Here is a 26,787-nt window from a genome sequence, read left to right as displayed (position 1 = left end):
GCGGAGCCCGTCAGCCGAGACCGCGGTGCGCGGCCCACAGCTCACCGGCGCGGCCGGCAGCCCGGTCGACCAGAGCCACCAGCTCGGGCCGCTCCGGCACGGGGAACGAGACATAGGTGCCGCGGCCACCGGCGGTCGGGCGGCCGTAGGCCTTCGCCGCGAGGCGCCCGTCCGGCAGGAGCCGGACGTTGAGCGTGGTCAGCGTGAACTCCTCGCCGCGCCGGGTGTCGGTCCAGCGGAGCCCTTCGGGGATCGTGACGTTGATGGCCAGGGCGCTGAACTCGAGAGGGACATCGCTGCTCATGGACGCATGCTCCCACGCGACCCGACGCGCACGACGACGGCGGCGGTGAATCACCACCGTTCCACGAGGTGTTCGCGGCCCTGCGGCGGGTCGTACGGTTCGGGCCAGTAGTCGACGATCCGGCTGATCAGCCCGTGCTCGGACACTTCCAGCCAGACACACGCGTCCTGCTGCTCGTCGCCCACCCGGACGTCGAGCCAGAGGGCGGCCGACCCGCCGTCGGCGACGAGCCGGCGCACCCGCAGGTGCCAGTCACCGGGATATTCGATGTTGAACCGGAGGAACGCCTCCCTGCCGCGGATGCGCTCCCGGGTCTGTGGCATCTCGTAGACCACGTCGTCGGTGAGCAGGCCGGCCAACGCGGGCCAGTCGCGGCGTTCGAGACGATCGACGTAGTCCTGACCGGTCTGCCGGGTCACGGCGGTGTCGTTCACAGCGCGGACCCTACGGTCCGGCACCGACATCCTCGGCCGGCCGCTAATTTTGCCGAAACAGCAAGAAAGTTTGTCAGCGCCCGGAGCGTTCAGGATGCTGGTGGGCATCGCGGCGAACGCCGCCCAGCACCGGAAGGAAACGCCGCATGAGTGGACACGGGCACGGCCACCAGCTCAGCGAGGAGGAGGCGGCCGCCATCTTCGAGCCGCCGGCCTGGGACGAGCGGTACTCCGGCGCGGAGAAGATCTGGAGCGGCAACCCCAACGCGCAGCTCGTCGCCGAGGTGACCGGGCTGACGCCGGGCACCGCGCTCGACGTCGGCTGCGGCGAGGGCGGCGACGTGATCTGGCTGGCTCGGCAGGGGTGGAGGGTCACCGGCGCGGACTTCTCCGCCAACGGCCTGGCCCGCGCCGCCCGGCACGCCGAGCAGGCCGGGGTCGCCGACCGCACCGACTGGTGGCAGGTCGACGCTCGGACCTTCGCGGCCGACGGCCGGTCCTACGACCTGGTCACCAGCCACTTCCTGCACCCGCCGGACGGCGGGATGGTGGAGGTGACCGGCCGGCTGGCCGGCGCCGTCGCACCCGGCGGGCACCTGCTGGTCGTCGGGCACGCCCCGCACGAGGTGTTCACCCACCTGACCGCGAGCCAGCGCCGGGCCATGTTCCTGGCCGAGGAGCTGCTGCCCGGGCTGCCGGACGACTTCGAGGCGCTCGTGGTCGAGCAGCGGCCGCGGACGGTCACCCGCGACGGCGTGACGGTCGACATCGACGACTCCACGCTGCTCGCCCGCCGCGCCTCCTAGGCTCACCGCCGCCGGTCAGAACAAGGCCTCCAGAGTGTCCAGGATGGTATATCCAGGCTGCTCCAGCAGGTCAATCTGTGGTGGCCGCCGTAATGCTGGGCTCGGGACGGATTCCGCCTCGGACTCGGTCCACTCGGCCTGCCTGCAGCAGCTCGCCCGGATGCGAGTTGCTCCGCCCGGTGGTGGTAGACAACCTGCCTCGCTCGCAGAATGACGAGATCCTTCGCAGCGAGGTTCGCGATCGGGTGCTCGGCGAGGGGGGACTAACACTTACGGCGCCTGCCGCCTGGAATACGTCTCCCACCCATAGAGCCGGCGATAGCGTTAAGTTGCTCACGAGCCCATTTGGTGGTCTCGTGACCGTTTCCGAGGACATCCCGAATTCCTCGGAACCCCTGCTCTGCCAGCCGGCGTGCATTGAGGTTTTGATGAAGCGCAGCAAGGGTCATCGCAAGATTCACTGCCGTCACCAGGGTGTCTGGATGGTTATCCCCCAGCACCCGCCGCCGGCGCTCCAGCACATACTCCTCCATGGTCCGCGCTTGCTTATACTCCCCGAGATTGTATAGAGTACTGGCTAGGCCACCCAAAGAGCTTAAGGTGTCGGGATGATCCTCACCCAACACCTGCCGCCTCCGTTCTAGCGCCTCCTCTCCCAAGCGCTGCGCCTGCTCAAACTCACCAAGGCTGTATAACGTGGACGCAAGGCCGTTCATGGTGCTTAGCGTGTCGGGGTGGTCCTCCCCTAGCGTCTGCCGACGCCGCTTCAGCACTTCCTCTTCCATGAGTCGCGCCTGCTCAAAATCACCAAGACCGTGGTGCCCGGCCGCCAGACCCATAACCGCGTTCAACGTGTCCGGGTGGTCCTCGCCCAGCGTCTGCCGACGCCGCTTCAGCACTTCCTCTTCTGTATGTCGCGCCTGCTCATGACGACCAAGCCGCCGCAGGGTGGTAGCCACGCCACTGGCAGCGGTCAGCGTGTCCGGGTGATCATCGCCCAGCATTCGCCTCCGCCGCTCCAGGACATCCTCCCCCATACGCAACGCCTGCTCATATTTACCCATCTTTCCTAAACCACTGGCCAGGTTGGAGACGGATATGAGCGTGTCGGGGTGGTTGTCGCCGAGCACTCGCCGCCGCCGCTCTACTACGTCTTTGTCTAGATGCAACGCCCCTTGGGGGTCTCCCTGCACATCTAGGACAACGGCGAGGTCGCTCATTGAGCGGAGGGTATCCGGGTGATCCTCCCCAAGCGCGACCCGCTGACGGGACAGGGTGTCCTCGATCAGCGGCCGCAGCTCGCGGAGCTTGCCCAGGTCATGGTAGGCCCAGACCAGCTCGGTGGCAGCCCTCAGGGTGTGGGGGTGATCTGGCCCTAACCTCTTGCGCCACTGCTGGTAAAGATGCTCGGCAAGCCGTTGGGCAGGGCGGGCATTGCCGCGGACAATCAAAAATATGATTGCTCGACAGGCCAGGTCGCGAAGACTTGAGTTGTTGGAGTGAGCGGGATCGGTCGCGAGCAGGTGCGGCAGTAGACGAGCCCAACCTGGCCAAGCGGCGGCGTCACGTGGATCACCCGGCTCGGCCATGCTGAGAACTGCTTCGATCCGAGTCTGTAGCTGCACGACCGCATTCGGCGCTAACTGATCCCGTAGGATGGCCTGCACCAATCGGTGTACGGCAATCCCCTGGGGAGACACCTTAGCTAAGCCGAAGTCGCCGACCCGGGCCACGCTTCGCGCCCGCGCCAACGGTTTGCTAATCACGGCCGCCAGCGAAACCAGGCCCCATGAGTCATCCGCAGCTGGTGTTTCGAACTGCACGATCGCCGTCAGCAGCTCGACAGGAACCGGTTCCGGAGCCAAGAACGCACACAGCCTCAGGATTGCCAGGGCAGCCGGGTCAACATCAGCAAGCCGATCGCTGCTAAGCGCGATCGTGGCAGCAAGAGGGCTGGGGTAGCTAATAGGTCGTCCTTCACCCAGCACCTCACGTGCCTGACTGGACAACGCCTGTCGGTACTCCTCGACCGACATTCCGGTTTCGGCTAGGAAGCTGGCGGCCTGCACAAGCGCTAGCGGTAGATCACCCAGCGCTTCTGCTAACTCTTCCGCTTGGTCCACATCAAGCATTGGATAGTGAGAAGAAAGCAGGAGTATAGATTCCGCCCTGGCGAGAACGTCGATCTCAACGGGCGCGGCCAACTGTGTCCAGCGTTGGTGGCGGGAGGTAATGATGACATGCCCGGCTCCCCCAGGTAGCCACTGACCAATATCATCTGCCGACTCGGCGTTATCGAAGATCAGCAACCATCCGTTACGGCTGCGCAGATAGCTCTTTACTGCATGCGCCGCCGCCGCACTTGACGCTTCTGGAGCGACAACCCGAAGGGCGGAACCAAGCTTCGAAAACTGTTCACCGATAAGCCCTGTCTGCTCCGCTGGTATCCACCAGACCACGTCATATTCCGCCGCGTAGCGGTAGGCGAATTCAGTAGCGAGCTGCGTCTTGCCGATTCCACCCATTCCATGGAGCGCCTGTACCACCGCAGCGCCACCTGAGCCCAACTGCTCACGGAGCCGGGCTAGTTCGCTCTCCCTGCCGGCGAAGCCAGGATTGCGGGGACCGACGTTCCACACTGCAGGCAACGCGCCAGCAACCTTCTCAGCTGCCGCTGTTAATAGCGTGTCCTCTCTGGAGGGCAGTCCCTGAGATGCTGGCGCTTGTAGGAACACGTTCAGCTGGTTGCCCGTGCCCTGCGCCCCTGTGCTTCCCTGACCCGCCGTCCATACTCCCTGTGCCACGCTGGATGTTGGCACCACTGTCGGAGCACTGCGGACAAGACCGTTGGACTCAGCACCGCCTGTCGTCACGCCCCACCGCCACGGCTGCCAAACACATTGGTCTGGTGACCATGGCCCTGCACGATCTGCTGGCTGTAATCAAGGGCTATAGCATGCTGCACGACATCGCCCGCCGAACTAGTCCCTGTGGCCCCGACCACCTGCTCCACTAGTGCACGCAGTTCCTCAGCTGCCTCTGGGTGGTCACTCAACAAGTCCTCAAGCCGGGCAGTCCAAGCCGCTTGCTGTTCCAGCCTCACCCGCGCTGCGTCCGGGCCAGCGGCTTCTAGTGCGGCGCGAGTTCGCTCCAAGCGCTCCTCCAGAGCGACGATGCGACCTTGATCACCTCGCCCAAAAATTCGGGCGAAGCCTCGTCTGGCCAGATGCCAGCCGTCGGTAGCCACGGCGCCAACCAACGCCGTGCCACCCGCAGCTGCCAATCCACCCAGCGCCTCTGCCAGCATGGACACCCCCAAAATGACGAATCGAAAACTTCCGTTCAGGCATATCTCGTCTAGGGTAAGGAGGGAATCGGACAGCAGGGCCTTTCAGAGGCTGGTCGGGTATCCGACACACCACGCCAACAGTTCCGTGCCATCCCAGCCGTCCTTCGGAGCCCAAAGGACGAGCCACGGTAGCTAGTGCGAGGCCCACTCAGGTGAGCTGCGGAGGCCGCTGTCCATCATTCGCAAGCGGTCAGAACCAGGTCTCCCGGGTGTCCAGGGTGGTGCGGTCCAGGCTCTCCAGCAGGTCGAACTGCGGCCCGGTCCGGGGCAGCTCGTGGCGGAAGAAGTACCGGGCGGCCTGCCGCTTGCCGGCCAGGAAGTCGGCGTCCGGGCCGTCCGGGCTGCCCAGGGCCTCGACGGCGAGCAGCTGCTCCAGCCACATCCAGGCGATCACCACGTGCCCGACCGCCTCCAGGTAGAGCGAGGCGTTGGCCAGCGTGACCTCGGGATCGCCGGCGCCGTGCAGCCGCCGGGTGACCACGGCGATCCGGTCGACCGCCGCGCCCAGCCGGCCGGCCAGTTCGGCCGCCTCGCCGTCGGCCTTCCAGGCCCGGGTCACCGTGGCCCGGATGGTCTCCAGCAGCAGCTCCAGGCCGGCGCCGTCGCGCATGGTGACCTTGCGGCCCAGCAGGTCCAGCGCCTGGATGCCGTGGGTGCCCTCGTGGATCGGGTTGAGCCGGTTGTCCCGCCAGTGCTGCTCGACGTCGTAGTCGCGGGTGTAGCCGTAGCCGCCGTGCACCTGGATGGCCAGGTCGTTGGCGGCGAGGCACCACTGCGACGGCCAGCTCTTGGCGATCGGGGTGAGCAGGTCCAGCAGGAGGTGCGCCCGGCTGCGGTCGGCCTCCGCCGGGGCGGTCTTCTCCTCGTCGAGGAGCCGTCCGCAATAGAGGATGAGGGCGAGCGCGCCCTCCACGTAGCTCTTCTGCGCCAGCAGCATCCGGCGGACGTCGGCGTGCGCCACGATCGGCACCTGCGGCGCGGTGGGGTCCTTGTCGGCGGCCGGCCGGCCCTGCGGGCGCTGGCGGGCGTACGCCACGGACTTGAGGTGGGCGGTGTAGCCGAGCGCGGTGGCGCCGGCGCCCACCCCGATGCGCGCCTCGTTCATCATGTGGAACATCTGCGCCAACCCCTGGTGCGGCTCCCCCACCAGGTAGCCGACCGCCCCGGGCCGCCCGTACGGGCGGTGCACACCCTCGCCGAAGTTGAGCAGCGTGTTGGTGGTGCCCCGGTAGCCGAGCTTGTGGTTGAGGCCGACCAGCACCACGTCGTTGCGGGGGCCGAGCGCGCCGTCGGCGTCGAGGAGCACCTTCGGCACGATGAACAGCGAGATGCCCTTCACCCCGGGCGGCCCGCCGGGGATCCGGGCCAGCACCAGGTGGACGATGTTCTCGGCCAGGTCGTGCTCCCCGCCGGAAATCCACATCTTGGTGCCGATCAGCCGGTACGCCCCGTCGTCCTGCGGCTCGGCCCGCGTGGTGATGTCGGCGAGCGAGCTGCCGGCCTGCGGTTCGGACAGGCACATGGTGCCGAAGAACCGCCCCTGCACCATCGGCCGGACCCAGGTGTCGATCTGCTCGGCGCTGCCGTGGGCGAGCAGCAGGTTGGCGTTGCCGAGGGTGAGGAACGGGTAGGCGGCGGTGGCCACGTTGGCGGCCTGGAACCAGGCGGAGCAGGCGGCGGCCACGGCGTGCGGCAGCTGCATGCCGCCCACCGACTCGTCCATGGTGGCGGCCAGCAGGCCGGTGCGGGCGTAGGCGTCCAGGGCGGCCTTGACCTGGGGGATGGTGCGGACCCGCTGCCCGTCGAAGGTCGGTTCGCTGGCGTCGGCGGCCCGGTTGTGCGGCGCGAACTGCTCGGCGGCGAGCTGCGCGGCCAGGTCCAGCACGGCGTCGAAGGTCTCCCGCGAGTGCTCGGCGTAGCGGGGCCGTTCGGTCAGCCGGCCGACGTCGAGCCAGTCGTGGAGCAGGAACGCCAGATCGCGACGGGACAGCAGGGTGGACGACGACACGGGACTCCCTCCGTGGGCCGTCGTCAGCCGCGGCGCAGCCCGGCGACGGCCTCTCGGAGGTCATCCTGACTGATCGGGGCGGGCGGCGCACCCTCCGTCGCCTCCCGGAGCGCCTTGGCGAGTTGCACCCGGCGCAGCACCTCCCGCAGGTCGGCCCCCGTGAGCCCGGGGGTGGCCGCGGCCAGCGCCGCCGGGTCGACGTCGGCGCCGAACATCCGGAAGCCGGGCCGCTCGTGCCGGTCGATCAGCTCCCGGATCATCTTGGCGAGGATCTCCGCGCGGCCGGTCTCGTCCGGCGCCGGAATGGCGATCTTGAGGTCGAAGCGGCCGGAGCGGGTCAGCGAGGCGTCGACCCGCTGCGGGAAGTTGGTGGTGGCCACCACGATGACGTCCGGGTTCTCCTCGAACAGGGTGTTCATCTCCTGCTTGAAGATGCCGGCCACCGCGTTCACCGCCTGGCTGGCGGCGTCGCCGCCGGCGCCCGCGTAGCTGATGATGCTGTCGAACTCGTCGAAGAGCATGACGGTGGGCCGCCGGTAGCGGCGCGCCTCCCGGAAGATCCGCTTGATGTTGCGCTCGGAGCCGCCGAGGAACTTGTCGAGGATCTCCGGGGTGCGGATCTCCACGAAGTCCGCGTCGATCTCGTTGGCCAGGGCGCGGGCCAGCATGGTCTTGCCGGTGCCCGGCGGCCCGTACAGCAGGATGCCCTGCGGCCGCCGCGCGCCCCAGCGGGCCATCGCCTGCGGGTGCCGGAACGAGACGGCGACCTCGCGGAACCGGGCGACCACCTCGGCCAGGCCACCGACCTGGTCGAGGGTCACCGCCGCGCTGCGCGGCGCCGCCGCGGCCACGCGGTGGCCCACGGGGTACGACCGGCCGCGCAGCAGCGTCGGCTCCGGGGTGTCGCCGGCCAGCTCCCGGACGGCCTGGAGCACCACGCCGACCATGAGGGTCAGGTGCGCGGGCGTGACCTCGGCGCTGGGCACCTCGGCGCGTACCCGCACCGCCGGCCCGTCGTGGCTGACCTCGGGGCGCAGGCCGGCCTCGTCGGCGGCGCGCAGCACCGCCCGGCCGGCCGGGTCGCGCGACGGCTCGGCGAGGGCGGCCCCGGTGGGCCGCAGCCCGAGGCGGCGGCCGGCCTCGGCGGCGACCCGGCCGACGGCGGCGGCCGGACCGTCGCCGCCCCGCGCGGCGAGCCGCTGGGCCACCAGCAGCCCGATCGGCCCGGCCAGGCCGAGGGCGAGCAGGCCGGCGCCGGGCAGCGCGGCGTCCGCCCGCAGGTACGCCTCGAAGCGGTGCACCGGCCGCCCGTCCCGCCTGTCGGCGCGCACGGTGCAGCGCACCTCCCGCACCGGCGCGGGGAAGTCGCCTCCGGCCAGCAGCTCCACCGGCCCGTCCTGCGCCGCGGCGAGCAGGCCCGCGGCGTCGGTGACGGTCACCCGGGCGCCGAGCAGCGTCACCGTCTCGGCGTCCGGCCGGACCTCGTACCCCATGCGATCACATCCCTCGCCGCGGCGGTCTCCGCTGCCGAGTCTGGCACCGTGGCACCGCCCCGGCCACCGGCGCGGTCAGCCCGCCTCGGCGAGCAGGCCGTCGACCAGGTCCCGGGGCAGCCCGTGGGTGTCGTGCAGCCAGTGGTAGTCGCGCTCGGTCAGCGGACCGCGCGCGCGTACCCGGTCGACCAGCGGCCGGCCCCGGTCCAGCAGGCCACGGAACCGCCGCTCCTCGTCCAGCAGCAGCTCCCGCAGCGGCCCGACCTCCGCGTCCTGCCGGAACCGGCGCAGCGTGTCGCGGTACGCGTCGAGCGGCAGCTCGGTCAGGCCCCGCGCCGGGTCGTCGCGCCACAGCACGGTGAGCGCCCGCCGGACCAGCCGGCGCAGCACGTAGCCGCGGCCGGTGTTGCCGGGGCGTACCCCGTCGCCGAGCACGACCACCGCGGAGCGCAGGTGGTCGGCGACGACCCGCAGGTCCGCGCCGCGCAGGTCCCACCGGTCGCGGACCGCGCCCACCCACGGGGTCAGGCCCGCGCCGTCGAAGACCGACGGGCCGCCGCGCAGCACCATTTCCAGGCGTTCCAGGCCCATCCCGGTGTCGATGCTGGCCATCGGCAACGCCGTCAGCCGGCCGTCGGGGTGGCGGTGGTGGCGCATCTGGACGTGGTTCCACACCTCCATCCAGCGCTCGTCCGTGCCCGGGGTGCCGGAGGGTGGGCCCTCCCCGGTCCACACGAAGATCTCCGAGTCGGGCCCGCACGGGCCGGTGGGGCCGTTGGACCACCAGTTCTCCGCGCCGTTGGACTCGACCGGCACGCCCAGCCCGGTCCAGGTCGCGAGCGCGGTCTCGTCCGGGCCGACCTGCTCGTCGCCGCCGAAGACGGTGGCGTGCAGCCGCCCCGGGTCGATACCGAAGCCCTCGGTGAGCAGTTCGTGGCCCCAGCGCAGGCTGGTCGCGATGTCGTAGTCGCCGAGCGACCAGGAGCCGAGCATCTCGAAGACGGTCAGGTGGGTGCGGTCACCGACCTCGTCCAGGTCGGTGGTGCGCAGGCAGCGCTGCACGTTGACCAGCCGCCGGCCGCCGGGGTGCGGGCGCCCCAGCAGGTACGGCGTGAGCGGGTGCATGCCGGAGGTGGTGAAGAGCACCGGGTCGCCGGGCGACGGGACGAGCGAGCTTTCCGGCGCGTCCCGGTGGCCGCGGCGGTGGTAGTGGTCGACGAAGGTGCGGACGATCTCATCGGGTGTCATAACACGGGCCTTCCGGTGGGGACGACCGGACGGTCCGCCGCGCGGGCGGTGGCGTGACACGACGACGCCGGCGGACCGTTTCCGGTCGCCGGCGGGGATGGGGCAGGTCAGGCGGCGGCGGCCGGCGAGCGGGAAGCTCGCGCGGCCGCGGCGGTGGTGCTGCGCCTGAGGTCCATGCCCATGACGGTAGCCGATCGGGGATGGCGCCGCCCACCGGAATATCTCTCCGGTGGGCGGCGACCGGTCAGGCCGTGCCGGAGGAGACCAGCGAGGCGGAGGCCACCGGCTGGCGCCGGTCGGCGCGCCGGTTGGGCAGCGACAGCCGGATCACCTTCCACCAGGCGGAGGCGACCTGCTTCGGCAGCGGGCCGGTCGTGTACTTCAGCCCGTACCGGTCGAACAGCGCCCGGACCTGCGGGGCGATCTCCTGGTAGCGGTTGCTCGGCAGGTCGGGGAAGAGGTGGTGCTCGATCTGGTACGACAGGTTGCCGGTCATGATGTGCAGCAGGCGGCTGCCGCTGATGTTGGCCGAGCCGAGCATCTGCCGCAGGTACCACTCGCCGCGGGTCTCGCCCTCGATGGAGGTCTTCTCGAAGGTCTCCACGCCGTTCGGGAAGTGCCCGCACATGATCACCGAGTGGCTCCACAGGTTGCGGATCAGGTTCGCGGTGAACGTGGCGGCGAGCGTGGACAGGAACGACGGGCCGGACAGCAGCGGGTGCAGCACGTAGTCCTTGAGCACCTGGCGGCGGATCTTGCGGCCGACCGCCCGGGCGCGCGCCCGGAACGCCGGGTCCTTGTGCCGGCCCTTCTTGAGGTTCTCGCCCAGCTCCAGGTCGTACGCGGCGATGCCGTACTCGAAGAAGCAGGCGTTGACGAAGTTGTAGAACGGCTGGCCCAGGTACGCCGGGTGCCACGGCTGGTCCTCGTCGACCCGCATGATGCCGTAGCCGAGGTCGTTGTCCTTGCCGAGCACGTTGGTGTAGCGGTGGTGCAGCTCGTTGTGCGAGTGCTTCCACTGCTCGGGCGGGGAGACGTGGTCCCAGTCCCAGGTGGTGGAGTGGATCTTCGGGTCGCGCATCCAGTCCCACTGCCCGTGCAGGACGTTGTGCCCGATCTCCATGTTGTCCAGGATCTTGGCCACCGCGAGGCCGGCCGTGCCGACGATCCAGGCCGGCGGGAACAGCGAGAACAGCAGCACCGCGCGGCTGCTCAGCTCCAGCGTTCGCTGGGTCTTGATCACCTTGCGGATGTAGCGGGCGTCCCGCTCACCCCGGTCGGCGATCACCCGGTCCCGGATCGCGTCCAGCTCCTTGCCGATGATCTCGATGTCCTCGGCGCTGAGGTGGGCGATCGGGTTGTCCGCCTTCTTCTGGATCACGGTCACGTCGGAGGGCCTCCTGTCAGAGTTCGATGTCGCAGGTACCGGCGGCCGCCGACACGCAGGTCTGCACGAGCACGCCGTCCCCGGGGACTGCGGTGGTGACGTCGCCGTTGCGCAGGTCGCGTACCGCGCCCTCGCGCAGCGGGACGACGCAGCCGAAGCAGATGCCCATCCGGCAGCCGGACGGCATCAGCACCCCGGCCCGCTCGCCGGCGTCGAGGATCGGGGTGGCCCCGTCGGCCTCGACGGTCACCCCGGCCTCGGTGAACGTCACGGTGCCGCCCTCCCCCGGCGAGATCACGGTGGGCCGGAACCGCTCGGTGTGCAGCCGGTCGGCGAGCCCGTGGGAGTCCCAGTACCCCTCGACGGCGTCGAGCATGCCGATCGGCCCGCAGGCCCAGGTCTGCCGGTCGAGGTGGTCGGGCACCAGGTCGGCCAGCTCGTCGACGCCGAGCAGGCCGTCGCTGTCGGTGTGCCGCTCGACCAGCCGCAGCGCGCCGGCCTCGGCGAGGGCCCGCAGCTCGGGGCCGAAGATGACGTCGTCCCGGGTGGGCGCCGAGTGCACCAGCACCACGTCCGCCCGGTCGTGCAGGCCGGCGCGGAGCATCCCCATGACCGGGGTGATCCCGCTGCCGGCGGTGAGGAAGAGGACCCGTCCGGGCGTCGCCTCGGGCACGACGAAGTCGCCCTGCGCCTGGTCGAGCTGCACGATCGTGCCGGGCCGGACCCGGCGGACCAGGTGATTGCTGACCTTGCCGTCCGGGATCGCCTTCACGGTGACGGCGATCAGGCCGTCCGCGGCGCCCGGCGTCGAGGTGACCGAGTACGCGCGCCACTGGCGCACCCCGTCGACGTCCACGCCGAGGCGCACGTACTGTCCGGGCAGGTGCCCCTGCCAGCTGCGGCCCGGCTGGATGACCACGGTCGCGGCGTCCCGGGTCTCCGGACGGACCTCGACGATCCGGCCGCGCAGCGGGGCGCCGGCCCGCAGCGGCGCGACGAGGTCGAGGTAGTCACCCGGCAGCAGCGGGGTGGTGACCGCGCCGGCCAGCCGCAGCAGTCTGTCCCGGAAGGTCACCTTCTGGGGGCGGCGGGGGGCAGTTGTGGTCATATCACCAGGGTGACTGCGTGATCGCATAACATCTTGACCGGCAAAGGTGAAAGAGCCGCAGGTTTTTGTTCGGGGAGAACAACATGTCGGACGACTACGCGAGCTATCGCGCGGCCCATCTCGAACTCGACGAAAGGGTGTCCGCCCGGCTCCGTGACCGGCTCCCCGTCGTCGCGGAGCGTACGGTCAGCGCGATCACCGCCGAGGTCCCCGACTACTCCGGCGCGCTCACCGGCACCATGCGGGCGAAGATCGAGAACGCGGTACGCATCGCGCTGGGCACCTTCCTCCAACTCATCGACGGGGCACAGCTGGCCGACCCGAGCACCCCGCTGGCACCGGCCCTGGAGGCCGCGTACGCCCTGGGCAGCGGCGAGGCGCGCTCGGGGCGCAGCATGGACGCGCTGCTGGCCGCGTACCGGGTGGGGGCGCGGGTGGCCTGGCGGGAGGTCTCCGCCACCACGGTCCGCAGCGGGCTGTCCGCCGAGACGGTGGCGGAGTTCGCCGAGCTGATGTTCGCGTACATCGACGAGCTGTCCGCGGCCAGCGTGGCCGGGCACGCCGACGAACGGGCCAGCGCCGGCCGGGCCCGCCGCCGCAACATGGAGCGGCTCACGCGGCAACTGCTCGCCGGGGAGCCCGAGGACATCCTGCGGCGCAGCGCCGAACGGGCCGACTGGCCGCCGCCGCAGACCCTCACCGTCGTCCTCCTGCCGCGCCGCAACCTGCGCGCGGTGCTCGCCCTGCTCGGCCCGCACACCCTGGAGAGCGGCGAGGACCTGCCCGGCATGGACCCCGCCGAGGAACTGGCCGTCCTCCTGGTGCCGGACACCCACGGCGCCCGGCGGCGCCAGCTCACCCGCCTGCTGCACGGGCACCGGGCGGTGCTCGGGCCGGCCCGGCCGTGGCACCGGGTCGCCGCCTCCTACCAGCGGGCCACCCGGGCGCTCGCCCTCGGCCTCGGCGAACCGGACGCCGGGCCGGTCGATACCGAGCACCACCTGGCGGAGCTGCTGCTCAGCATGGACCCGGAGATCCTGGCCGACCTCCGCGCCCAGGCGCTCGCGCCCCTCGCCGACCTGCCGCCGGCCACCGCGCACCGGCTCGCCGAGACGCTGCGCTCCTGGCTGCTGCACCAGGGTCGCCGCGACGACGTGGCGGCCGACCTGTTCGTGCACCCGCAGACCGTCCGCTACCGGATGGGCAAGCTCCGCGAGCTGTACGGGGACCGGCTGCACGAACCGGCCACGGTGCTCGCCCTCACCATCGCCCTGGCCGTCCCACCCACCCCACCGGAGGCGGAATGAACAGCCCGGGCACGGTCGGCGCCACCGTTCCGCGCCGGTCCGGCCGGGCCGGTGTCGGCGGGTGCCCGCGACGGCACGCCGCGGTTCCGCCCGGGTGCCGGCACCGTCCTCGGGGACGGGCTCCGACGGCCGACGGGGCCTACTCCTCGGGGACGCCCGGACCGACCTCGCCGCGCCTCAGGTGCTCGGCGTTGCGGTCGGCTTCGCTGTCCGCGTTCGCGGCTCCCGCGCCCGCGTCCGTGGTGCGGCGCCCCTCGGCGTCCTGGTACACGGCGCCGGTCTCGAGCGCGTCCCCGTGCTGCCGGCTCTGCTCAGGTGTGGTCATCGCCACCGACTACCCGGCGACCGCCCCGGATATGCGCCGGCCTCCGGCAGAGGCTACGGCTCGACCCGGCCGGCGCCGTGGATCCTCGCCAGTTCGGCGGCCAACTCGGCGTCGGTGAGCGCGCCCCGCTCGTGCTGCCGGGTCAGCGCGTGGATGTCGCGCCGCCGGTCGGCGCTGGGGACACCGCTGGCCGGGCCGATGCCGGTCGAGGGCCCGGCCTGGCGGACGCCCCCCGCGGCGGGCCGGCCGGCGGGCGGCGTGGACTGACCGGGGAGCGACGGGGGCCAGCCGGCCGGCGACCCGGGCCGCCCCTCCGGGGGCGCCTGCCCGCGGCGCTGCGCGTCGTGGTGGTGTGCCTGCAGGATCGCCAGGATCTCGTCGTAGTGTTCCGGCCAGGTGGCCAACCGGCCCAGTTCGGGCCGGAACGTGAACGGCCGGAACAGGTCGCCGCGCTGCAGCGGAGTCTGTACCGAGGGCCCGTCGGTCCGGTCGATGACGATCGCGACGCGACCCATGTCCAGGCCGGCGATGCTGGCCGTGCCGTTGCGGATCCGCGCCACCGACGCCCAGGGCACCGTTGTCGTACGCAGCAGGGACCGGGACCGCAGACCGCGGGCGCTGACGTAGACGCCGAGCATCGCCTGCCGCGCCGTCACGGTCACGGCGACGATCAGCCACAGCACGGCGAGGACCGCCAACGGGGCCGGCACCGACCCGCGCACGTGCCCGGCGACGAGGAACGTGCCGACTGCGACCGCCGCGACGAGCCCCAGCAGGGCGAAGCCGGTGGCGATGTCCAGCGAGTACGGGCGGCGCCATCTGCTCATGCTGCCATGGTGGGGGGAGGTGTCCAACCGGGACCGTGCGTCAGGCGGGGACGTAGACGAGGTCCATGGTGTCGGTGCGCCCGGACCAACGGAGGTCGAGGTGCCAGCAGCCGGCCTGCGGCAGGTCGATGATCGACGGGCCGGGGCCGCCGGCGACCTCCCGGGTCGCCCGCGTGGTGGTGCCGTCCAGGGTCGCCGTGATGACGAGGGTGGTCGGCGCGCTGGGATCGGGCGACGGCGTGGCCGCCGGCCGGGCCACCCAGAGGATCTTGTTGTTGGGCCCCTCCGTCCGGCCGACGCTCAGCGGCTGGCCGAACAGCACGGCCACGATGTCGCCCTTCGCGCCGAACACGTGCGCGATGCGGGTGCCCCCGCTGAACCCGGCATCGGCCCAGTCGGGCAGCTCGCCCGACTCGACCCGTGCCGCGCAGCCGGTCGTCGCGCCGGCCGCCGGCGTGGCCGGCGTGCCCGACCGGCCCGCGGTGGTGCAGCCCGCCAGCAGGACCACCGCCCCCAGCAGGAGCCTTCCGCATGAACGCATTCCGCACCTCCGGACCTGCCCGGCGCCGTGGGCGGCACCCCTGTCCTGACGACACCGGTCGGGCGGCACAGGTTCCGACCCACGCGCGCGCGACCGGTGCCGCGGCCCGGTACACCTAGTCCAGGGACTCGGCGATCCCGATCGCCTCGTCCCGGGTGAGGTCGCCCTCCAGCCGGTAGCTGACACCGGCGTCCTCCCAGATCAGCGTGGCCGCGGCGAGCCGGGCGGTCGCCACCCGCACGGTGCCCGTGCGGTCGACGTAGGACAGCTCGTGCGGGCCGCCGATCCACACGGCGAAGTCGCCGTGGACCTGGACCCATTCCACGCCCGGCCCACTGACCTGCTTCTGGAAGACCGGCTCGAGGTGCCCGTCGAAGGCGTCGAGGCGCAGCGCACCACCGCGGTAGAGCAGCGTCACCACCCGGTACGCGCCGGTGCCGTCCGGGTCGGCGACCAGCACCTGCTCGGGATCGCCCAGCTCGGCCGGTACGCGGATCGGGAAGCGAAGGTGCCGCTGCGCCTCGTGGAAGGCGGCGGGCCGCTGGGCCGGCAACGGCGACGGCACGCCGGTGGGCGGCATCGGCGCCGACGTGGTGTCGATGACGATCCCGGAGAAGCGCAGCAGTCCCGCCACGGCGTCGGCGATGGCGGCCCGCCCCGGCGGCAGCAGGGCGACCAGCAGCGCGGCCAGCACCGCGGCGAGCCAGTAGCGCCAGCGGCGCCGACGGTGTGCCGGCGCGGCCAGCCGGGACCGCACCCGGGCGGTCACGTCGGGGACCTCGGGTGTGTCCAGCCAGGTGGCGAGGGCCCGCAGCTCGCGCTCGAGGTCATCCACGGCGCACCTCCTCGCGGTCGAGCAGGCTGCGCAGCTTCGCCAGGGCCCGGTAGGTCCGTGACTTCACCGTGCCCTTGGGCCAGCCGAGCGTCGTCACGGTCTCCTCCTCGGTCAGGTCGAGAAGGAACCGGCACACGATCACCTCGCGGTCCTTGACCGGGAGCTGGCGCAGCGCCGCCACCAGCGCGGCCCGGCGCTCCGCGGCGAGGACCCCGCCGACCGCCGCGTCCTCGCCGACCTCGGCCCCGGGGTTCGCGGCCGTGGCCCGCAGGACCAGCCCGTCCCGCCGGCTGCGGGACCGGTGCAGGTTGCGGGTCTCGTTGGCGACGATCGCGAGCAGCCACGACCGGAAGGACGACTCGCCGCGGTAGCGGGACAGGTTGCGGAACCCCTTCACGAACGCCTCCTGGATGACGTCCTCCGCGTCCGATCCGGCGCCGAGCAGCACCGCCGTCCGGTACGCGGACGCGGTGTGCCGGGCGACCAGGAGTTCGTACCCCTCCAGGTCACCGGCGCGAGCGCGGCGGACAAGCTCGTCGTCGTCCAGTGGAGACCTCCCGTTCGATCACCCTCATGACACCGGCCGGGCGGCGCAGGTTCCACCTTCGCGGCGCGGAACTTCGACGGCTTCGAGGGTGTCACCCGAGCATGACCGTCACCATCTCGCGCCGCGGCATCCTGACCCTGCTCGCCGGCGCCGGCGCCGCCGCACTGGCCGGCTGCGAACCGGCCCGGGGCCCGGCCTCCGCCCCGGGCGTCGCCATTCCCGATCCGCTGCTCGTCCGCGTCGACGGAGGGGAGGCTCTCCTGCGCGGGACCGACCGGCGGACGTTCCCCCGCGCCGTCGGCAGCGCGGACGGCGGATGGATCTTCGCGACGGCCCCCGACGGCCCCGACACCGCCTGCTGGCGGATCGACACCACGACCGGCCACGCCTCGCCGAAGACGGTGCTGCCCGGGCGCTGGGCACCCCAGGCGGTCTCCGGCGACGGGACGGGGGTGGCCCTCACCACGACCGGCGCCACGGCGAGCGGCGGTCGCCCACCGGGGCGGAACGCGACGCCGGTGCTGGTCGCCGACGTCAACGGGGTACGCCACCGGCTCGACCTGCGGGGCAACTTCGTCCCGGAGGCGTTCACCGCGGAGCACACCGGGCTGTTCGTCCTCGAATGGCTCCCCGCGACCGCGCCGGACCGCTACCGGGTGCGGGTCGTCGACCTCGCCACCGGCGAGCCGGGACCGCTGTCCACCCGCGACAAGACACCGGTTCCGCCCGGCGCCGAGGAGGAGATGCGCGGCGACGGGCGCCAGGCGGTGCTCGCCCCGGACCGCACGGTCCTCTACACGCTCTACACCCACCAGCCCGGCCACCAGCACACCCGGGACCTGGTCAGCGGTCGGCCCGGCAACGCACACGCGTTCGTCCACACCCTCAACCTGGCGGCCCGGTGGGCGTACTGCATCGACCTGCCGCACCCGTTCGGCGAGGCGGCCGCGGCCGGCCACGCCATGGCGATCAGCCCCGACGGCGGGCGGCTCCTCGTCACCGACGTCTCGTCGGGCACCGTCGCCGACATCTCCACCGAGGAACTGACGGTACGCCGCACGGTCCCGCAGGACCGCGGCACGGGCGCCGCGCACGCCGCCGCCGGCGACGACCGCCTCTTCCTCGCCGCCGGCACGACGGTCCGCGCCCTGGATCTCACCCGCCTGACCGGCACGGCGGACTGGCAGGTACGCGAGCCGGTCACCGGCCTCGTGCTCAGCCGTGACGGCAGCCGCCTCCACGTGGGCCAGCGGGACGCGGTGAGCTGGCACGATGCCGCCACCGGCCGGGAACTCGGTCGCGTCCCGGTCCCCGGTCTGGTCGGCCTGCACGGCCTGGCCGGGTCCGCCTGACCCGCCGCTGCCCGGCCGCCTTCCTGCCCCTGCCGCCCGCCCGCCTCGGATGGGACCGAACACGGTCCACCTGCCCGGGCGGCCCGGGTCCTCCGGCCCTGCCCGCCGCCGCCCAGGCCGGGCAGGCTCGGAGGGGAACCGGCGACGAGGAGGCGTACCCATGAGCCAGCCAGCGACCTGGGCGGAGCAGACCCCGACCGTGCGGATGCTGGAGACGGCGGCCCGGCAGGCCCTGCACGCCCCGTCGGTGTTCAACACCCAGCCCCGGCGCTGGCGGGTCACCGCGGACACCCTCGACCTGCGCGCCGACACCGACCGGCAGCTCGCCGCCGCCGACCCGGACGGCCGGCTGCTCACCCTCAGCTGCGGGGCGGCCCTGCACCACGCCCGGATGTCCCTCGCCGCCGCCGGCTGGACGGTCACCGTCGAGCGGCAGCCCGACCCGACCGACCCGGCGCTGCTGGCCCGGCTGCGCGCCACCGGCCCCACCCACCTCGACGTCGCCGCCGCCCGCCTGGTCGAGGCCATCCCGCGCCGCCGCACCGACCGCCGCGCCTACGGCGACCGCCCGGTTCCCGAGCCGGTGCTGAACCGGCTGCGCGCCGCCGTGGAGGCCGAGGACGGCCACCTGCACGTCGTCCGGCCCGACCAGATGCCGATGCTGGCCGTCTCCACCGGCCGCGCCGCCGACGTCGAGCTGGCCGACCCCGCGTACCGGGAGGAACTGCGCCGGTGGACCGACCGGCCCGCGGGCAGCGGCGACGGGGTGCCAACGGCGACCGCCGTCCGCCCCGCGCCCCGGCGGGTGCCGTTGCGCGACTACGCGCCGGGCGGGGCCGCCGGGCTGAGCGCCGGCGCGGGCTTCGACCGTGGCGCGGCGTACCTGATCCTCTTCGGCGAGCGCGACGATCCGGCGGCCTGGCTGCGCGGCGGCGAGGCGCTGTCCGCGCTGCTGCTCACGGCAACGGCCGAGGGCCTGGCCAGCGCCCCGCTCAGCGACGCCATCGAGGTCGCCTGGCCGCGCCGGATGATGCGCGACCTGCTCGCCGGGATCGGCGACCCCTACCTGGTGGTCCGGGTCGGCTGGGGACCCGACGACGACCTGCCGCCCGCACCCCGCCGGGCCCCCGCCGACGTCATCGAGGTGACCGGCTGAACGCCGACCCTGGCCCGGTGCCGCCGTGCGGCACGGCCTACGGTGCCGGTGGGCCGCCCAGCCCGCGGAAGACCTCGCCGCAGACGTCGACGCAGTGCGCCAGCACCACGTCGGCGGTGAGCACCCCGGTCGTGGTGAACAGGAAGACCTCGCGGTCGACGCGCTCGACCGACGCGGTCCACGGCGCGGCCGTCAGCGTCCGCTCGACGGCGTCGCTGCCGGGTGAGGACAGGTCGAAGACGGTCAGCATCCCGTCGTCGAAGCTGAGGGTCCACTCCCGGCCGTCCTTCGTGGAGACGGCCAGATAGCCCGGCAGGTCCTCCAGTGCGGGGTCCTGCGGCAGGCGCCCGGTCGCCCCGGCCACCGCGGGCTGCTCGGCCAGGGCGTCGCCGTCGAAGACGTCCCAGCCGTCGATGCGCTGCGGCTCGACACCGTCGACCGCGTAGGCAGGGCGGGAGCGGCGCAACCAACTCATGACTCTCACTATCGGGCACGGGGGGCCCGGTGTCGCCACCGGGCCCCCACACGGGAAGGGATCAGGGCCAGAAGGAGCCGTTCGACGGGTAGATCTTGAACGGGATCCGGTTGCGCCGCAGGCAGTCGAGGAGATCCTGCGGGATGTCCAGCGACCCGTTGGCGTGCGGCAGGAAGTGCCACATCGCCTCGGCCACCTGTTGCGTGTCGAGCAGATGCCGGTCCTGGTCACACTGCTTGAGGTAGTGGCCCGGGTACGGCTTGCCGGTCTTCACCTCGTGCAGCTTGCGCGGCGGGCCGGTCTCCAGGAAGTCCGGCTCGCGGGCCGACCCCGGCCGCGGCACGTTCGGCGTCGCGATCCGCCCGGCCTGGTTGCGCAGACCCGGCACCCCCGCCATCACCACGTCGGCGAAGTAGTCCTCGCCGGCGTCCGCGCCGCGCAGCCACGGCGTCGGCGTGGGCGGAGGCGTCACCGCGTCGGTCAACGCGTCCGCCAGCCGCCCCAGGCTGTTGTCGGCCCGGCGGGCCAGCCGCAGGATGACTTCGTCCGCGAACCCGGCGTCGGTGAACCGGCCGTAGTTGCCGAGCATGATGGCACGGATGGTCAGCGTCTTGACGCTGTCGGAGATCTTGTCGTACTTGGCGACGAAGTGGATCACCTTGTCGAGCCGGTGCAGGTACCGCGCCACGAACTTCGCGGCCTTGCCGGGGATCGCCACCGCGTCACCGACGTACGGGACCAGGCCCATGATGCTCAGGCCGGCGCCGACCCAGTCCTGGTTGATCACCGCGGCGACGGTGTCCCGCAGATCCGCCAGGCCGCCGAGCACCCAGCCGACCACCGGGATCAGGCTCAGGCCGCCGGAACACAGGTAGCCCGACAGCCAGGCCATCGAATCCCTGGGCGCGAAGTCACCGGCGATCAGACCGAGCACGAAGTCGGTCACGTACGTCCACTTGCTGACCTGCTCGTCCGGGATCAGCGGGTCCAGGCCCTGGTCCTCGGCGTGCCCGAGCTCGTAGGCGTCGGACATCCCGTCACCGTCGGTGTCCACCGCCAGGGGGTTCGTCAGGTGCTCGCTGGTCTCCGCGCCGTCGCCCAGGCCGTCGCCGTCGGTGTCCGGGTTGGCCGGATCCGTCTCGCTGTCGTCGACCTCGGTGCTGTCCGGGATGCCGTCGCCGTCGGTGTCGGTGTCGGTGGGCGTGGTCGTGAGTGGCGGCGGGTCGCCGGGCAGTGGCGGGGCGCGGGGCTGGTCGGCGACCAGCGGATTGCTGCCCTTGGTCACCTCGGCGCCGTCACTGGCCCCGTCGCCGTCGGTGTCCGGATTGGTGGGTGAGGTGCCGAGATCCTGCTCCTGGAGGTTGGTGAGGCCGTCACCGTCGATGTCCTCCGCGCCGTCGGCGACCGAGTCCTGGTCGGTGTCGACCGCGTTGGGTCGGGTCCAGCCGGCCAGTTCGGTGATCTCGAACTTGTCGGTCAGCCCGTCGCCGTCGGAGTCGACCAGCAGGGGGCTGGAGCCGAACCGCAGCTCCACCACGTCGATCACGCCGTCGTCGTCGTGGTCACCCGTGTAGGTGATGCCGAGCCGCGTGAGCACGTTGAAGCCCTTGGACCAGGCGCTCGCGGCCTGGATGGTCGCCGGCTCCGGGTTGGCCTTGGCCAGCATGTCGTCGGCCTTGGCCAGGTTGGCCTTGGCCGCGTCCAGGTCCGCGAACGCACCGGTCAGCTCCGCCGGGGCGGGCGCGGGAGGCGGGGTGGCCCGGAACGGGCCGATCGTCGCCTCGGCGTCCTGGATCGCCGCGTCAGCCAGCAGCCGCACGCCGGTGAGGGTCTCCACCAGCGCGGCGATGTGGGCCTGCTCGGCCTCGCCGTTGGGCGGGCTGGCCCCGGTCATGCGGCCTTTGAGGAAGGCTTCGAGGTGCTTCAGGTTGTCGAACGTGACCTCGCCGTCGGCGACGCTCGTCAACCGGGCGCCGTCGAAGTACCGGCTGCCGACGTCGGCCAGCACCGGGTCGATCCGGCTCGCGCCCAACCCGTCACCGACGTACGGGCGCAACGCCTGGGTCGCCTCGCTGACGTAGACCTTCGCGTCGCGGGTGTACGCGGCGGTGGGGATCTTGGCGACCTCCACCTCCCAGAGGCGGCTCCCCGCCGCCGACGCCGGGGCGGCGACGAGCGCCGTCTGCGCGGCGACCAGTGCCGCCACCACGGCGGCAAGTCTCGATCGCAATCGTCTTCTGTGCCTCACCAATACCTCCGTCTGTGCGAAACGGTCGGATGTATCGGTGAGAATATTTACAACTTTGATTGCATGGAGCCCCGCCGGAATTAGCCTTCTGTGAGCGGATACCTGTGGATATTTTGGTCCCAACTGGACAGGACCGGCACGGCGCTCGCGGCGGCAGCGTGACCGGTCTGGTCGGGGCCGCCGGCGGCCTGGGCGGCTTCGTGCCCCCGCTGACCATGGGCTGGGTGTACGGCCTCCAGGGCTCGTACGCGATCGGCCTGATGCTGCTCTCCGACATGGCCCTGGCCGCCGCGGTCTACACCGCCGTGAAGATGCGGAACCTCGCCCACCCGGACAGCTAGGCCGTCCAGCAGTCCGCGGCTCTTCCTTCTTCCCGCGTCCCTTCCTACTGTGATGATCAATCGCCGCTCGACGATCGTGGGAGTCACATGAGCATCCGCGTGTACCGCAACGCCGCCGTTTACACGGGAGACGGCGGCAACCCGCTGGCCGAGGCCATGGCCGTGGAGGGCGATCGCCTGCTGGCCGTGGGCCGGGAGGCGCAGGTGCGCGAGGCGGCGGGCCGTGGCGCGGAGCTGATCGACCTGGACGGCGCCGCGGTGCTTCCCGGGCTCTACGACGCCCACATCCACACCGCCCAGTACGCGCAGAGCCTGGGCGCCGTGGACCTGCGCGCGGCGCGTCGCCTCGACGAGGCCCTCGCCATGGTGGCCGCGCACGCGGCGCGGCTGCCACCGGGTGCCTGGCTGTTCGGCGGCCGGTGGAACAGCAACACCTGGGATCCGCCGGCGCAGCCGGACCGGTACGCGCTGGACTCGGTCTGCCCCGAGCTGCCGGTCGCGTTGCCCAGCGTGGACGGCCACACCGTGTGGGCCAACTCGGCAGCGCTGCGGCTGGCCGGCATCGACGCGAGCACTCCCGACCCGGTGGGCGGCGAGATCGTCAGGGACGCTCACGGGGAGCCGACCGGCATCCTCCGCGAGACGGCCTCACACCCGCTGCGTGACCTCATGGTCTCCCCCGATCTGCGCGACCTGCTGCGGGCCGGGCAGGAGGAGCTGCTCGCGCTCGGCCTGACCAGCGTGCACGACATCGACGGCGAGGACTGCCGGGCCGCCTATCTCGCTCTGCGCGACGCCGGCGAGCTCAAGCTGCGCGTGCACAAGGCGATCCCCATGACGCACCTGGAGGCGGCCATCGCCGAGGGCCGCCGGACCGGGCAGGGCGACGACTGGTTGCGTACCGGGCCCGTGAAGATCTTCAGTGACGGGGCCCTCGGGTCGCACACCTGCCACATGAGCAGGTCCTTCGCCGGCGAGCAGGGCAACGTGGGCATCGCGGTCACCCCGTACGAGGATCTGGTCACGCTGTTCGCGAGGGCGGCGGGCGCCGGCATCGCGGTGGCCACGCACGCCATCGGCGACCGCGCCAACCACCTGGTCATCGACGCCTACGAGGCGCTCGGCCGCACACCGGGGCTGCGGCACCGCATCGAGCACGCGCAGCACCTTCAACCCACCGACCTGGCCCGGATGGCCACCCTGGGCATCGTGGCCTCGATGCAGCCGGTGCACTGCACCAGCGACATCGATCTTGTCGATTCCCTGCTGGCCGGCCACGATCTGGCCTCCTACGCCTGGCGCGGGATGCTCGACGCCGGCGTCGTGCTGGCGTTCGGCTCCGACGCCCCCGTCGAGAGTCCCGACCCCTTCGCCGCGCTGTACGCCGCGGTCACCCGTGCCCGTCCCGACGGTGCCCCCGCCGGCGGCTGGCAGCCTGAGCAGCGGCTGAGCATGGCCGAGGCCGTGAGCGCCCACACCCTGGGCGCTGCCCGCGCCGCCGGCGAGGACGACCGCAAGGGTGTCCTCACGCCGGGCAGGCTGGCCGACTTCATCGCGGTCGACACCGACCCCTACCGGGACTCGCCGGACGCGGTGCTGCGTACCAAGGTCATGACGACCGTCGTGGGCGGCGAGATCCGCTGGCAACGGACCGGAAGCCGCTGAAGCAGCGGCCCTGACCGGCGTTTCCGCCGGTCAGGGCTGTTGCTCGGAACCCGCCGGCGGCTACGGCAGCGACCGGGTCACCGCGGCGGGGCGGCGACGCTGTCGCGGGAGACGAGCCTCGGTGCGATGGTCCGCCGCAACTCACCGACCACGCCGGACTCGATCTGAGCCAGCAGCAGATCCAGACTGGCCCGGGCCACCGCGACGAAGTCCGGCCGCACCGTCGTCAACGGCGGAATGAAAAACGCCGCCTCCGGCACATCATCGAAACCCACCACACTGATCTCCGCCGGCACCCGACGACCATGCTCATGCAACGCCCGCAACACACCCAACGCCAAATGATCATTCGCGGTGAACACCGCCGTCACCTCAGGCATCCGCGCCAACACCTGCCCACACCGGTAACCCGACGCCGCCGACCAGTCCCCCGCCACCAACGGCGGCACCTCAGCACCCGCCACCCGCAGCGCCTCCCGCCACCCCTCGATACGCCCCGCACTGTCAAACCAGTCCGCCGGCCCCGACACATGCCACACCGTGCGGTGACCCGCCTCCAGCAGATGCCGCGTCGCCGCCCGCGCCCCCGCCACCTGATCCACCGTCACCAACGGCACCGGCCGACGCGGATCACCATCCACCGTCACCAGCGGCACGTCCTTCGGCAGATGCTCCAGCGCCTCACCGGCGGACTCGACCGGAGCGATCACGACAATGCCCGCCACCCGATGCGCGAGATGCCGCTCCACCGCCGCGGAAATCGACACCCGGTCCAGATCCCGCACACTACCCACCGTGACCGCGAAACCCACCTCCGCCGCGGTCTGCTCCAACGCCGCCAACAACGACGCCGGCCCATACAACGTCGTGTTCTGCGCCACCACACCAATCACCTGCGACCGACCCGTCACCAACGCCCGAGCCGCCCGATTCGGCCGATAACCCAACTCCACAATCGCCGCCTGCACCCGCAGACGCGTCTGCTCCCGCACATTCGGATGCCCGTTCAACACCCGCGACACCGTCTGATGCGACACCCCCGCAAGCCGAGCCACATCCGTCATCGCGGGACCACGCACGGCACACACCCTCCCCGCCAAGCCCCGACCGCGTTCCGGCGACCGACGCCGGAGCGGCCGGACGCACCATCCGCAGCCCTGCATTCACCCTGGTCGCGCAGCCGGGGCAGCCCGGCACCGGGCCAGCGCCAGTGTACGACCGGGCCCCGTCCCGCCCGCCGAGGCACGGCGGCGACCGCGGGACCGGGCGGGCTCGGCCGTGCGCCGAGCCCGCCCGCTCCAGTTCCAGCCGTTCCCGCGCGAACGCTCATCGGATCCGGCACACACGCCGTTGCCGTGAGCGTCAGGACCACGCGGGCCGGACCTGCGTCGCGCCCCTAGCGCTGCAGCGTCAGCACACCCGGCCGGTACGGCAGGAGGCCGTAGTCGCCGCCCGAGTTCGGGGCCCGCCCCTGGTAGAGCAGTTGGAGGTTGCAGGGATCGATGGTCATGGTCTGGTCGGGGTTGCTGCGCACCAGGTCGCCGTGGCTGATGTCGTTGGTCCAGGTGGCCCCGCTGTTGGCCTTGCCGGCGAAGGGACTGCTCTCGCTCGCGGCCTGCGGCGTCCACGAACCGCCCAGGCTGCTGGCCGTGAACGACCGGAAGTAGCGGCCCTGCGAGCCGATCGCCTCGACCAGCATGAGGTACTGGTTCTGGCCCTGGACCTTGTAGACCTGGACCCCTTCGAAGAGGTTGTTGGTCGAATCACTCATGATCGTGGTGTAGTTCGAGCCGAAGTTGCCCGGAAAGTTCCCGATGGGCATGCTGGCCCGGTAGATCTTGCCGTTGTCCCCGGCGAAGAACAGGTACATGTTCTGGCTGTCACCGATGAGAGTCTGGTCGATCGGTCCCGTGCCGGAGCCCGAGATGCTTCCGGTGAAGAGCGTCTGCTGCGACGACCACCCGTTCACATTGGTGGGATCGCTCGACGTCCGGTACGAGAAGGCCGTCCCGCCCCACTGGTAGGCGAGCACCCAGATGTTCTTCGGGGCGAAGTAGAACAGCGTCGGCGCGACAGCCGAGAAGGGCATGGCGTTCTGGCTGGCCGAGGCCATGTCGGACCAGTTCGTGAACGGGCTGAAGTTCATCGAGCCCCACGACGACCCGGTGTCGTGCGTCGTGGCATAGACGAGGTGCCGGCCGTTGTGCACGACGTTCGTGAAGTCCTTGAGCGAGACCCATCCCGACCTCGGGTTCGCCAGCGAGCCCGTCGACGACCAGCGGTACGTCGACGGAAGGGTGCACGAGCCGTTCGGCGGCGGCGTGGTGGGGTTGCTCCCGCCGTCGACCCGGACGAGCTGCCACTGCTGGTTGGGGCCGTTCCAGTCGTCGTACTGCACGATGCTCCCGCCGTCGGCGGTCGAGGCGCCCTGCACCTCCACCACCCTGTTGCTGTTCCGGTTGATCAGCCGGACGTAGCCGCTGTCGGAATCGGCCAACCGGAACTGCTGGTTGGCCTGATTGCCGTCGGCCCACTGCACGATGTTGGCGCCGTTGGCGGTCGACCAGTTGTAGACGTCCAGCACCTTGCCGGAGAGCCGCGACCGCAACCGGTAGTAGCCACCGCCCGAGTCCACGAACTGCCACTGCTGCTGGTTGCCGTTGTTCCGCGACCACTGCACGATCCGCGCGCCGTCGTTCGTGGCCAGGTTGTACACGTCCAGGGCCTTGCCACTGTTGCGGTTGATCAACACGTACCAGGCGCTCGTGTCGACCGTCGCCGCGGCGGCGGGCGTCGACACCGCCACCGCGGCGGCGCCACCGACCACCACCGCGGCCACGGCAGCGGCGACGACCCGCGGCAGCCACCTGCGCCGCGACGGCGGCGCGATCGATGGAGACCTACCAAAGGCAGACATGATCCTCCTTCATTGACCAATGAGCCGAACGGTCCACCCGAGAATGGGCACACCGCGATGCATGGCCGGACCTTCGCGCCCGGAGGTGTTAGCGCTAACAGCGTGGGCGCATGC

The 26,787-nt window shown here is 71.8% G+C and carries 23 protein-coding genes and 1 pseudogene; 6 read left to right on the top strand and 18 right to left on the bottom strand.

The window, feature by feature from the left end; genetic code table 11:
* Positions 1-10: 10 nt before the first annotated feature.
* Complete coding sequence (locus tag ACQP12_RS12095) at positions 11-304, bottom strand: hypothetical protein (protein ID WP_433287493.1); 294 nt, start codon at positions 302-304, stop codon at positions 11-13.
* Between the two features lie 50 nt (positions 305-354).
* Positions 355-768 (bottom strand): nuclear transport factor 2 family protein, encoded by a 414-nt coding sequence (locus ACQP12_RS12090; protein WP_357949484.1) that lies wholly within the window; start codon positions 766-768, stop codon positions 355-357.
* Between the two features lie 116 nt (positions 769-884).
* On the opposite strand from ACQP12_RS12090, the gene ACQP12_RS12085 reads away from it, so the two are divergent.
* Positions 885-1,544 (top strand): class I SAM-dependent methyltransferase, encoded by a 660-nt coding sequence (locus tag ACQP12_RS12085; RefSeq protein ID WP_433287491.1) that lies wholly within the window; start codon positions 885-887, stop codon positions 1,542-1,544.
* Between the two features lie 263 nt (positions 1,545-1,807).
* On the opposite strand, the gene fxsT is transcribed toward ACQP12_RS12085, so the two are convergent.
* The 7 genes from fxsT to ACQP12_RS12050 form a co-directional block, all read right to left on the bottom strand.
* Positions 1,808-4,183: an FxSxx-COOH system tetratricopeptide repeat protein gene (gene fxsT, locus ACQP12_RS12080; RefSeq protein ID WP_433289239.1), complete on the bottom strand. Its 2,376-nt coding sequence runs from the start codon at positions 4,181-4,183 to the stop codon at positions 1,808-1,810.
* A gap of 230 nt (positions 4,184-4,413) precedes the next feature.
* A complete protein-coding gene (locus tag ACQP12_RS12075; protein WP_433287489.1) occupies positions 4,414-4,857 on the bottom strand; it encodes a hypothetical protein in 444 nt (147 codons plus the stop codon).
* Between the two features lie 226 nt (positions 4,858-5,083).
* Complete coding sequence (locus tag ACQP12_RS12070; RefSeq protein WP_433287487.1) at positions 5,084-6,901, bottom strand: acyl-CoA dehydrogenase; 1,818 nt, start codon at positions 6,899-6,901, stop codon at positions 5,084-5,086.
* 23 nt (positions 6,902-6,924) lie between these two features.
* Positions 6,925-8,394, bottom strand: coding sequence for an ATP-binding protein (locus ACQP12_RS12065; RefSeq protein WP_433287485.1), 1,470 nt, complete (start codon positions 8,392-8,394; stop codon positions 6,925-6,927).
* A 75-nt stretch (positions 8,395-8,469) separates the two neighbouring features.
* Positions 8,470-9,642, bottom strand: coding sequence for an alanine--tRNA ligase-related protein (locus tag ACQP12_RS12060; protein WP_433287483.1), 1,173 nt, complete (start codon positions 9,640-9,642; stop codon positions 8,470-8,472).
* Between the two features lie 244 nt (positions 9,643-9,886).
* Complete coding sequence (locus ACQP12_RS12055; protein ID WP_433287481.1) at positions 9,887-11,029, bottom strand: fatty acid desaturase family protein; 1,143 nt, start codon at positions 11,027-11,029, stop codon at positions 9,887-9,889.
* Between the two features lie 16 nt (positions 11,030-11,045).
* Complete coding sequence (locus ACQP12_RS12050; RefSeq protein WP_433287479.1) at positions 11,046-12,137, bottom strand: ferredoxin reductase; 1,092 nt, start codon at positions 12,135-12,137, stop codon at positions 11,046-11,048.
* An 83-nt stretch (positions 12,138-12,220) separates the two neighbouring features.
* Here ACQP12_RS12050 and ACQP12_RS12045 point away from each other — a divergent pair, with 83 nt between their 5' ends.
* Complete coding sequence (locus ACQP12_RS12045; protein WP_433287477.1) at positions 12,221-13,444, top strand: PucR family transcriptional regulator; 1,224 nt, start codon at positions 12,221-12,223, stop codon at positions 13,442-13,444.
* A gap of 139 nt (positions 13,445-13,583) precedes the next feature.
* Here ACQP12_RS12045 and ACQP12_RS12040 read toward each other — a convergent pair whose 3' ends face one another.
* From ACQP12_RS12040 to ACQP12_RS12020, 5 genes are all read right to left on the bottom strand, one after another.
* Positions 13,584-13,769, bottom strand: a complete 186-nt coding sequence (locus ACQP12_RS12040; protein WP_433287475.1) for a ribonuclease — start codon at positions 13,767-13,769, stop codon at positions 13,584-13,586.
* 53 nt (positions 13,770-13,822) lie between these two features.
* Positions 13,823-14,596 (bottom strand): PH domain-containing protein, encoded by a 774-nt coding sequence (locus ACQP12_RS12035; RefSeq protein ID WP_433287473.1) that lies wholly within the window; start codon positions 14,594-14,596, stop codon positions 13,823-13,825.
* 40 nt (positions 14,597-14,636) lie between these two features.
* Complete coding sequence (locus ACQP12_RS12030; RefSeq protein ID WP_433287471.1) at positions 14,637-15,137, bottom strand: hypothetical protein; 501 nt, start codon at positions 15,135-15,137, stop codon at positions 14,637-14,639.
* Positions 15,138-15,252: 115 nt separating this feature from the next.
* Positions 15,253-15,972: a DUF4367 domain-containing protein gene (locus ACQP12_RS12025; RefSeq protein ID WP_433287469.1), complete on the bottom strand. Its 720-nt coding sequence runs from the start codon at positions 15,970-15,972 to the stop codon at positions 15,253-15,255.
* Positions 15,965-16,420 (bottom strand): RNA polymerase sigma factor, encoded by a 456-nt coding sequence (locus ACQP12_RS12020; protein ID WP_357949448.1) that lies wholly within the window; start codon positions 16,418-16,420, stop codon positions 15,965-15,967. Before ACQP12_RS12020 ends, ACQP12_RS12025 begins: the two co-directional genes overlap by 8 nt.
* Positions 16,421-16,620: 200 nt before the next feature.
* On the opposite strand from ACQP12_RS12020, the gene ACQP12_RS12015 reads away from it, so the two are divergent.
* Positions 16,621-17,871 carry a YncE family protein gene (locus ACQP12_RS12015; RefSeq protein WP_433287467.1) on the top strand — a complete coding sequence of 417 codons (1,251 nt, stop codon included), beginning with the start codon at positions 16,621-16,623 and terminating at the stop codon, positions 17,869-17,871.
* 160 nt (positions 17,872-18,031) lie between these two features.
* A complete protein-coding gene (locus tag ACQP12_RS12010; protein ID WP_433287465.1) occupies positions 18,032-19,027 on the top strand; it encodes an Acg family FMN-binding oxidoreductase in 996 nt (331 codons plus the stop codon).
* Positions 19,028-19,064: 37 nt separating this feature from the next.
* Here ACQP12_RS12010 and ACQP12_RS12005 read toward each other — a convergent pair whose 3' ends face one another.
* Positions 19,065-19,502 carry a hypothetical protein gene (locus ACQP12_RS12005; RefSeq protein WP_433287464.1) on the bottom strand — a complete coding sequence of 146 codons (438 nt, stop codon included), beginning with the start codon at positions 19,500-19,502 and terminating at the stop codon, positions 19,065-19,067.
* A gap of 61 nt (positions 19,503-19,563) precedes the next feature.
* Complete coding sequence (locus tag ACQP12_RS12000) at positions 19,564-21,711, bottom strand: hypothetical protein (protein ID WP_433287462.1); 2,148 nt, start codon at positions 21,709-21,711, stop codon at positions 19,564-19,566.
* 191 nt (positions 21,712-21,902) lie between these two features.
* Between ACQP12_RS12000 and ACQP12_RS11995 the strand changes: the two are divergent.
* Both ACQP12_RS11995 and ACQP12_RS11990 read left to right on the top strand, forming a co-directional pair.
* A pseudogene (locus tag ACQP12_RS11995) lies at positions 21,903-22,091 on the top strand (MFS transporter); the annotation flags it as partial.
* Positions 22,092-22,178: 87 nt separating this feature from the next.
* On the top strand, positions 22,179-23,756 hold the full coding sequence (locus tag ACQP12_RS11990; protein ID WP_433287460.1) for an amidohydrolase: 1,578 nt from the start codon (positions 22,179-22,181) through the stop codon (positions 23,754-23,756).
* A 77-nt stretch (positions 23,757-23,833) separates the two neighbouring features.
* Here the strand turns inward: ACQP12_RS11990 and ACQP12_RS11985 are convergent, their stop codons facing one another.
* Together ACQP12_RS11985 and ACQP12_RS11980 are read right to left on the bottom strand one after the other, a co-directional pair.
* Positions 23,834-24,820, bottom strand: a complete 987-nt coding sequence (locus ACQP12_RS11985; protein WP_433289237.1) for a LacI family DNA-binding transcriptional regulator — start codon at positions 24,818-24,820, stop codon at positions 23,834-23,836.
* Between the two features lie 332 nt (positions 24,821-25,152).
* Positions 25,153-26,673, bottom strand: a complete 1,521-nt coding sequence (locus ACQP12_RS11980; RefSeq protein ID WP_433287458.1) for a non-reducing end alpha-L-arabinofuranosidase family hydrolase — start codon at positions 26,671-26,673, stop codon at positions 25,153-25,155.
* Positions 26,674-26,787: the final 114 nt, after the last annotated feature.

Source organism: Micromonospora sp. CA-244673, assembly GCF_050948395.1.
GTDB lineage: Bacteria > Actinomycetota > Actinomycetes > Mycobacteriales > Micromonosporaceae > Micromonospora.
Note: the sequence above shows the minus strand (reverse complement) of the source record. Positions and strands in the feature narration are given on the sequence as shown.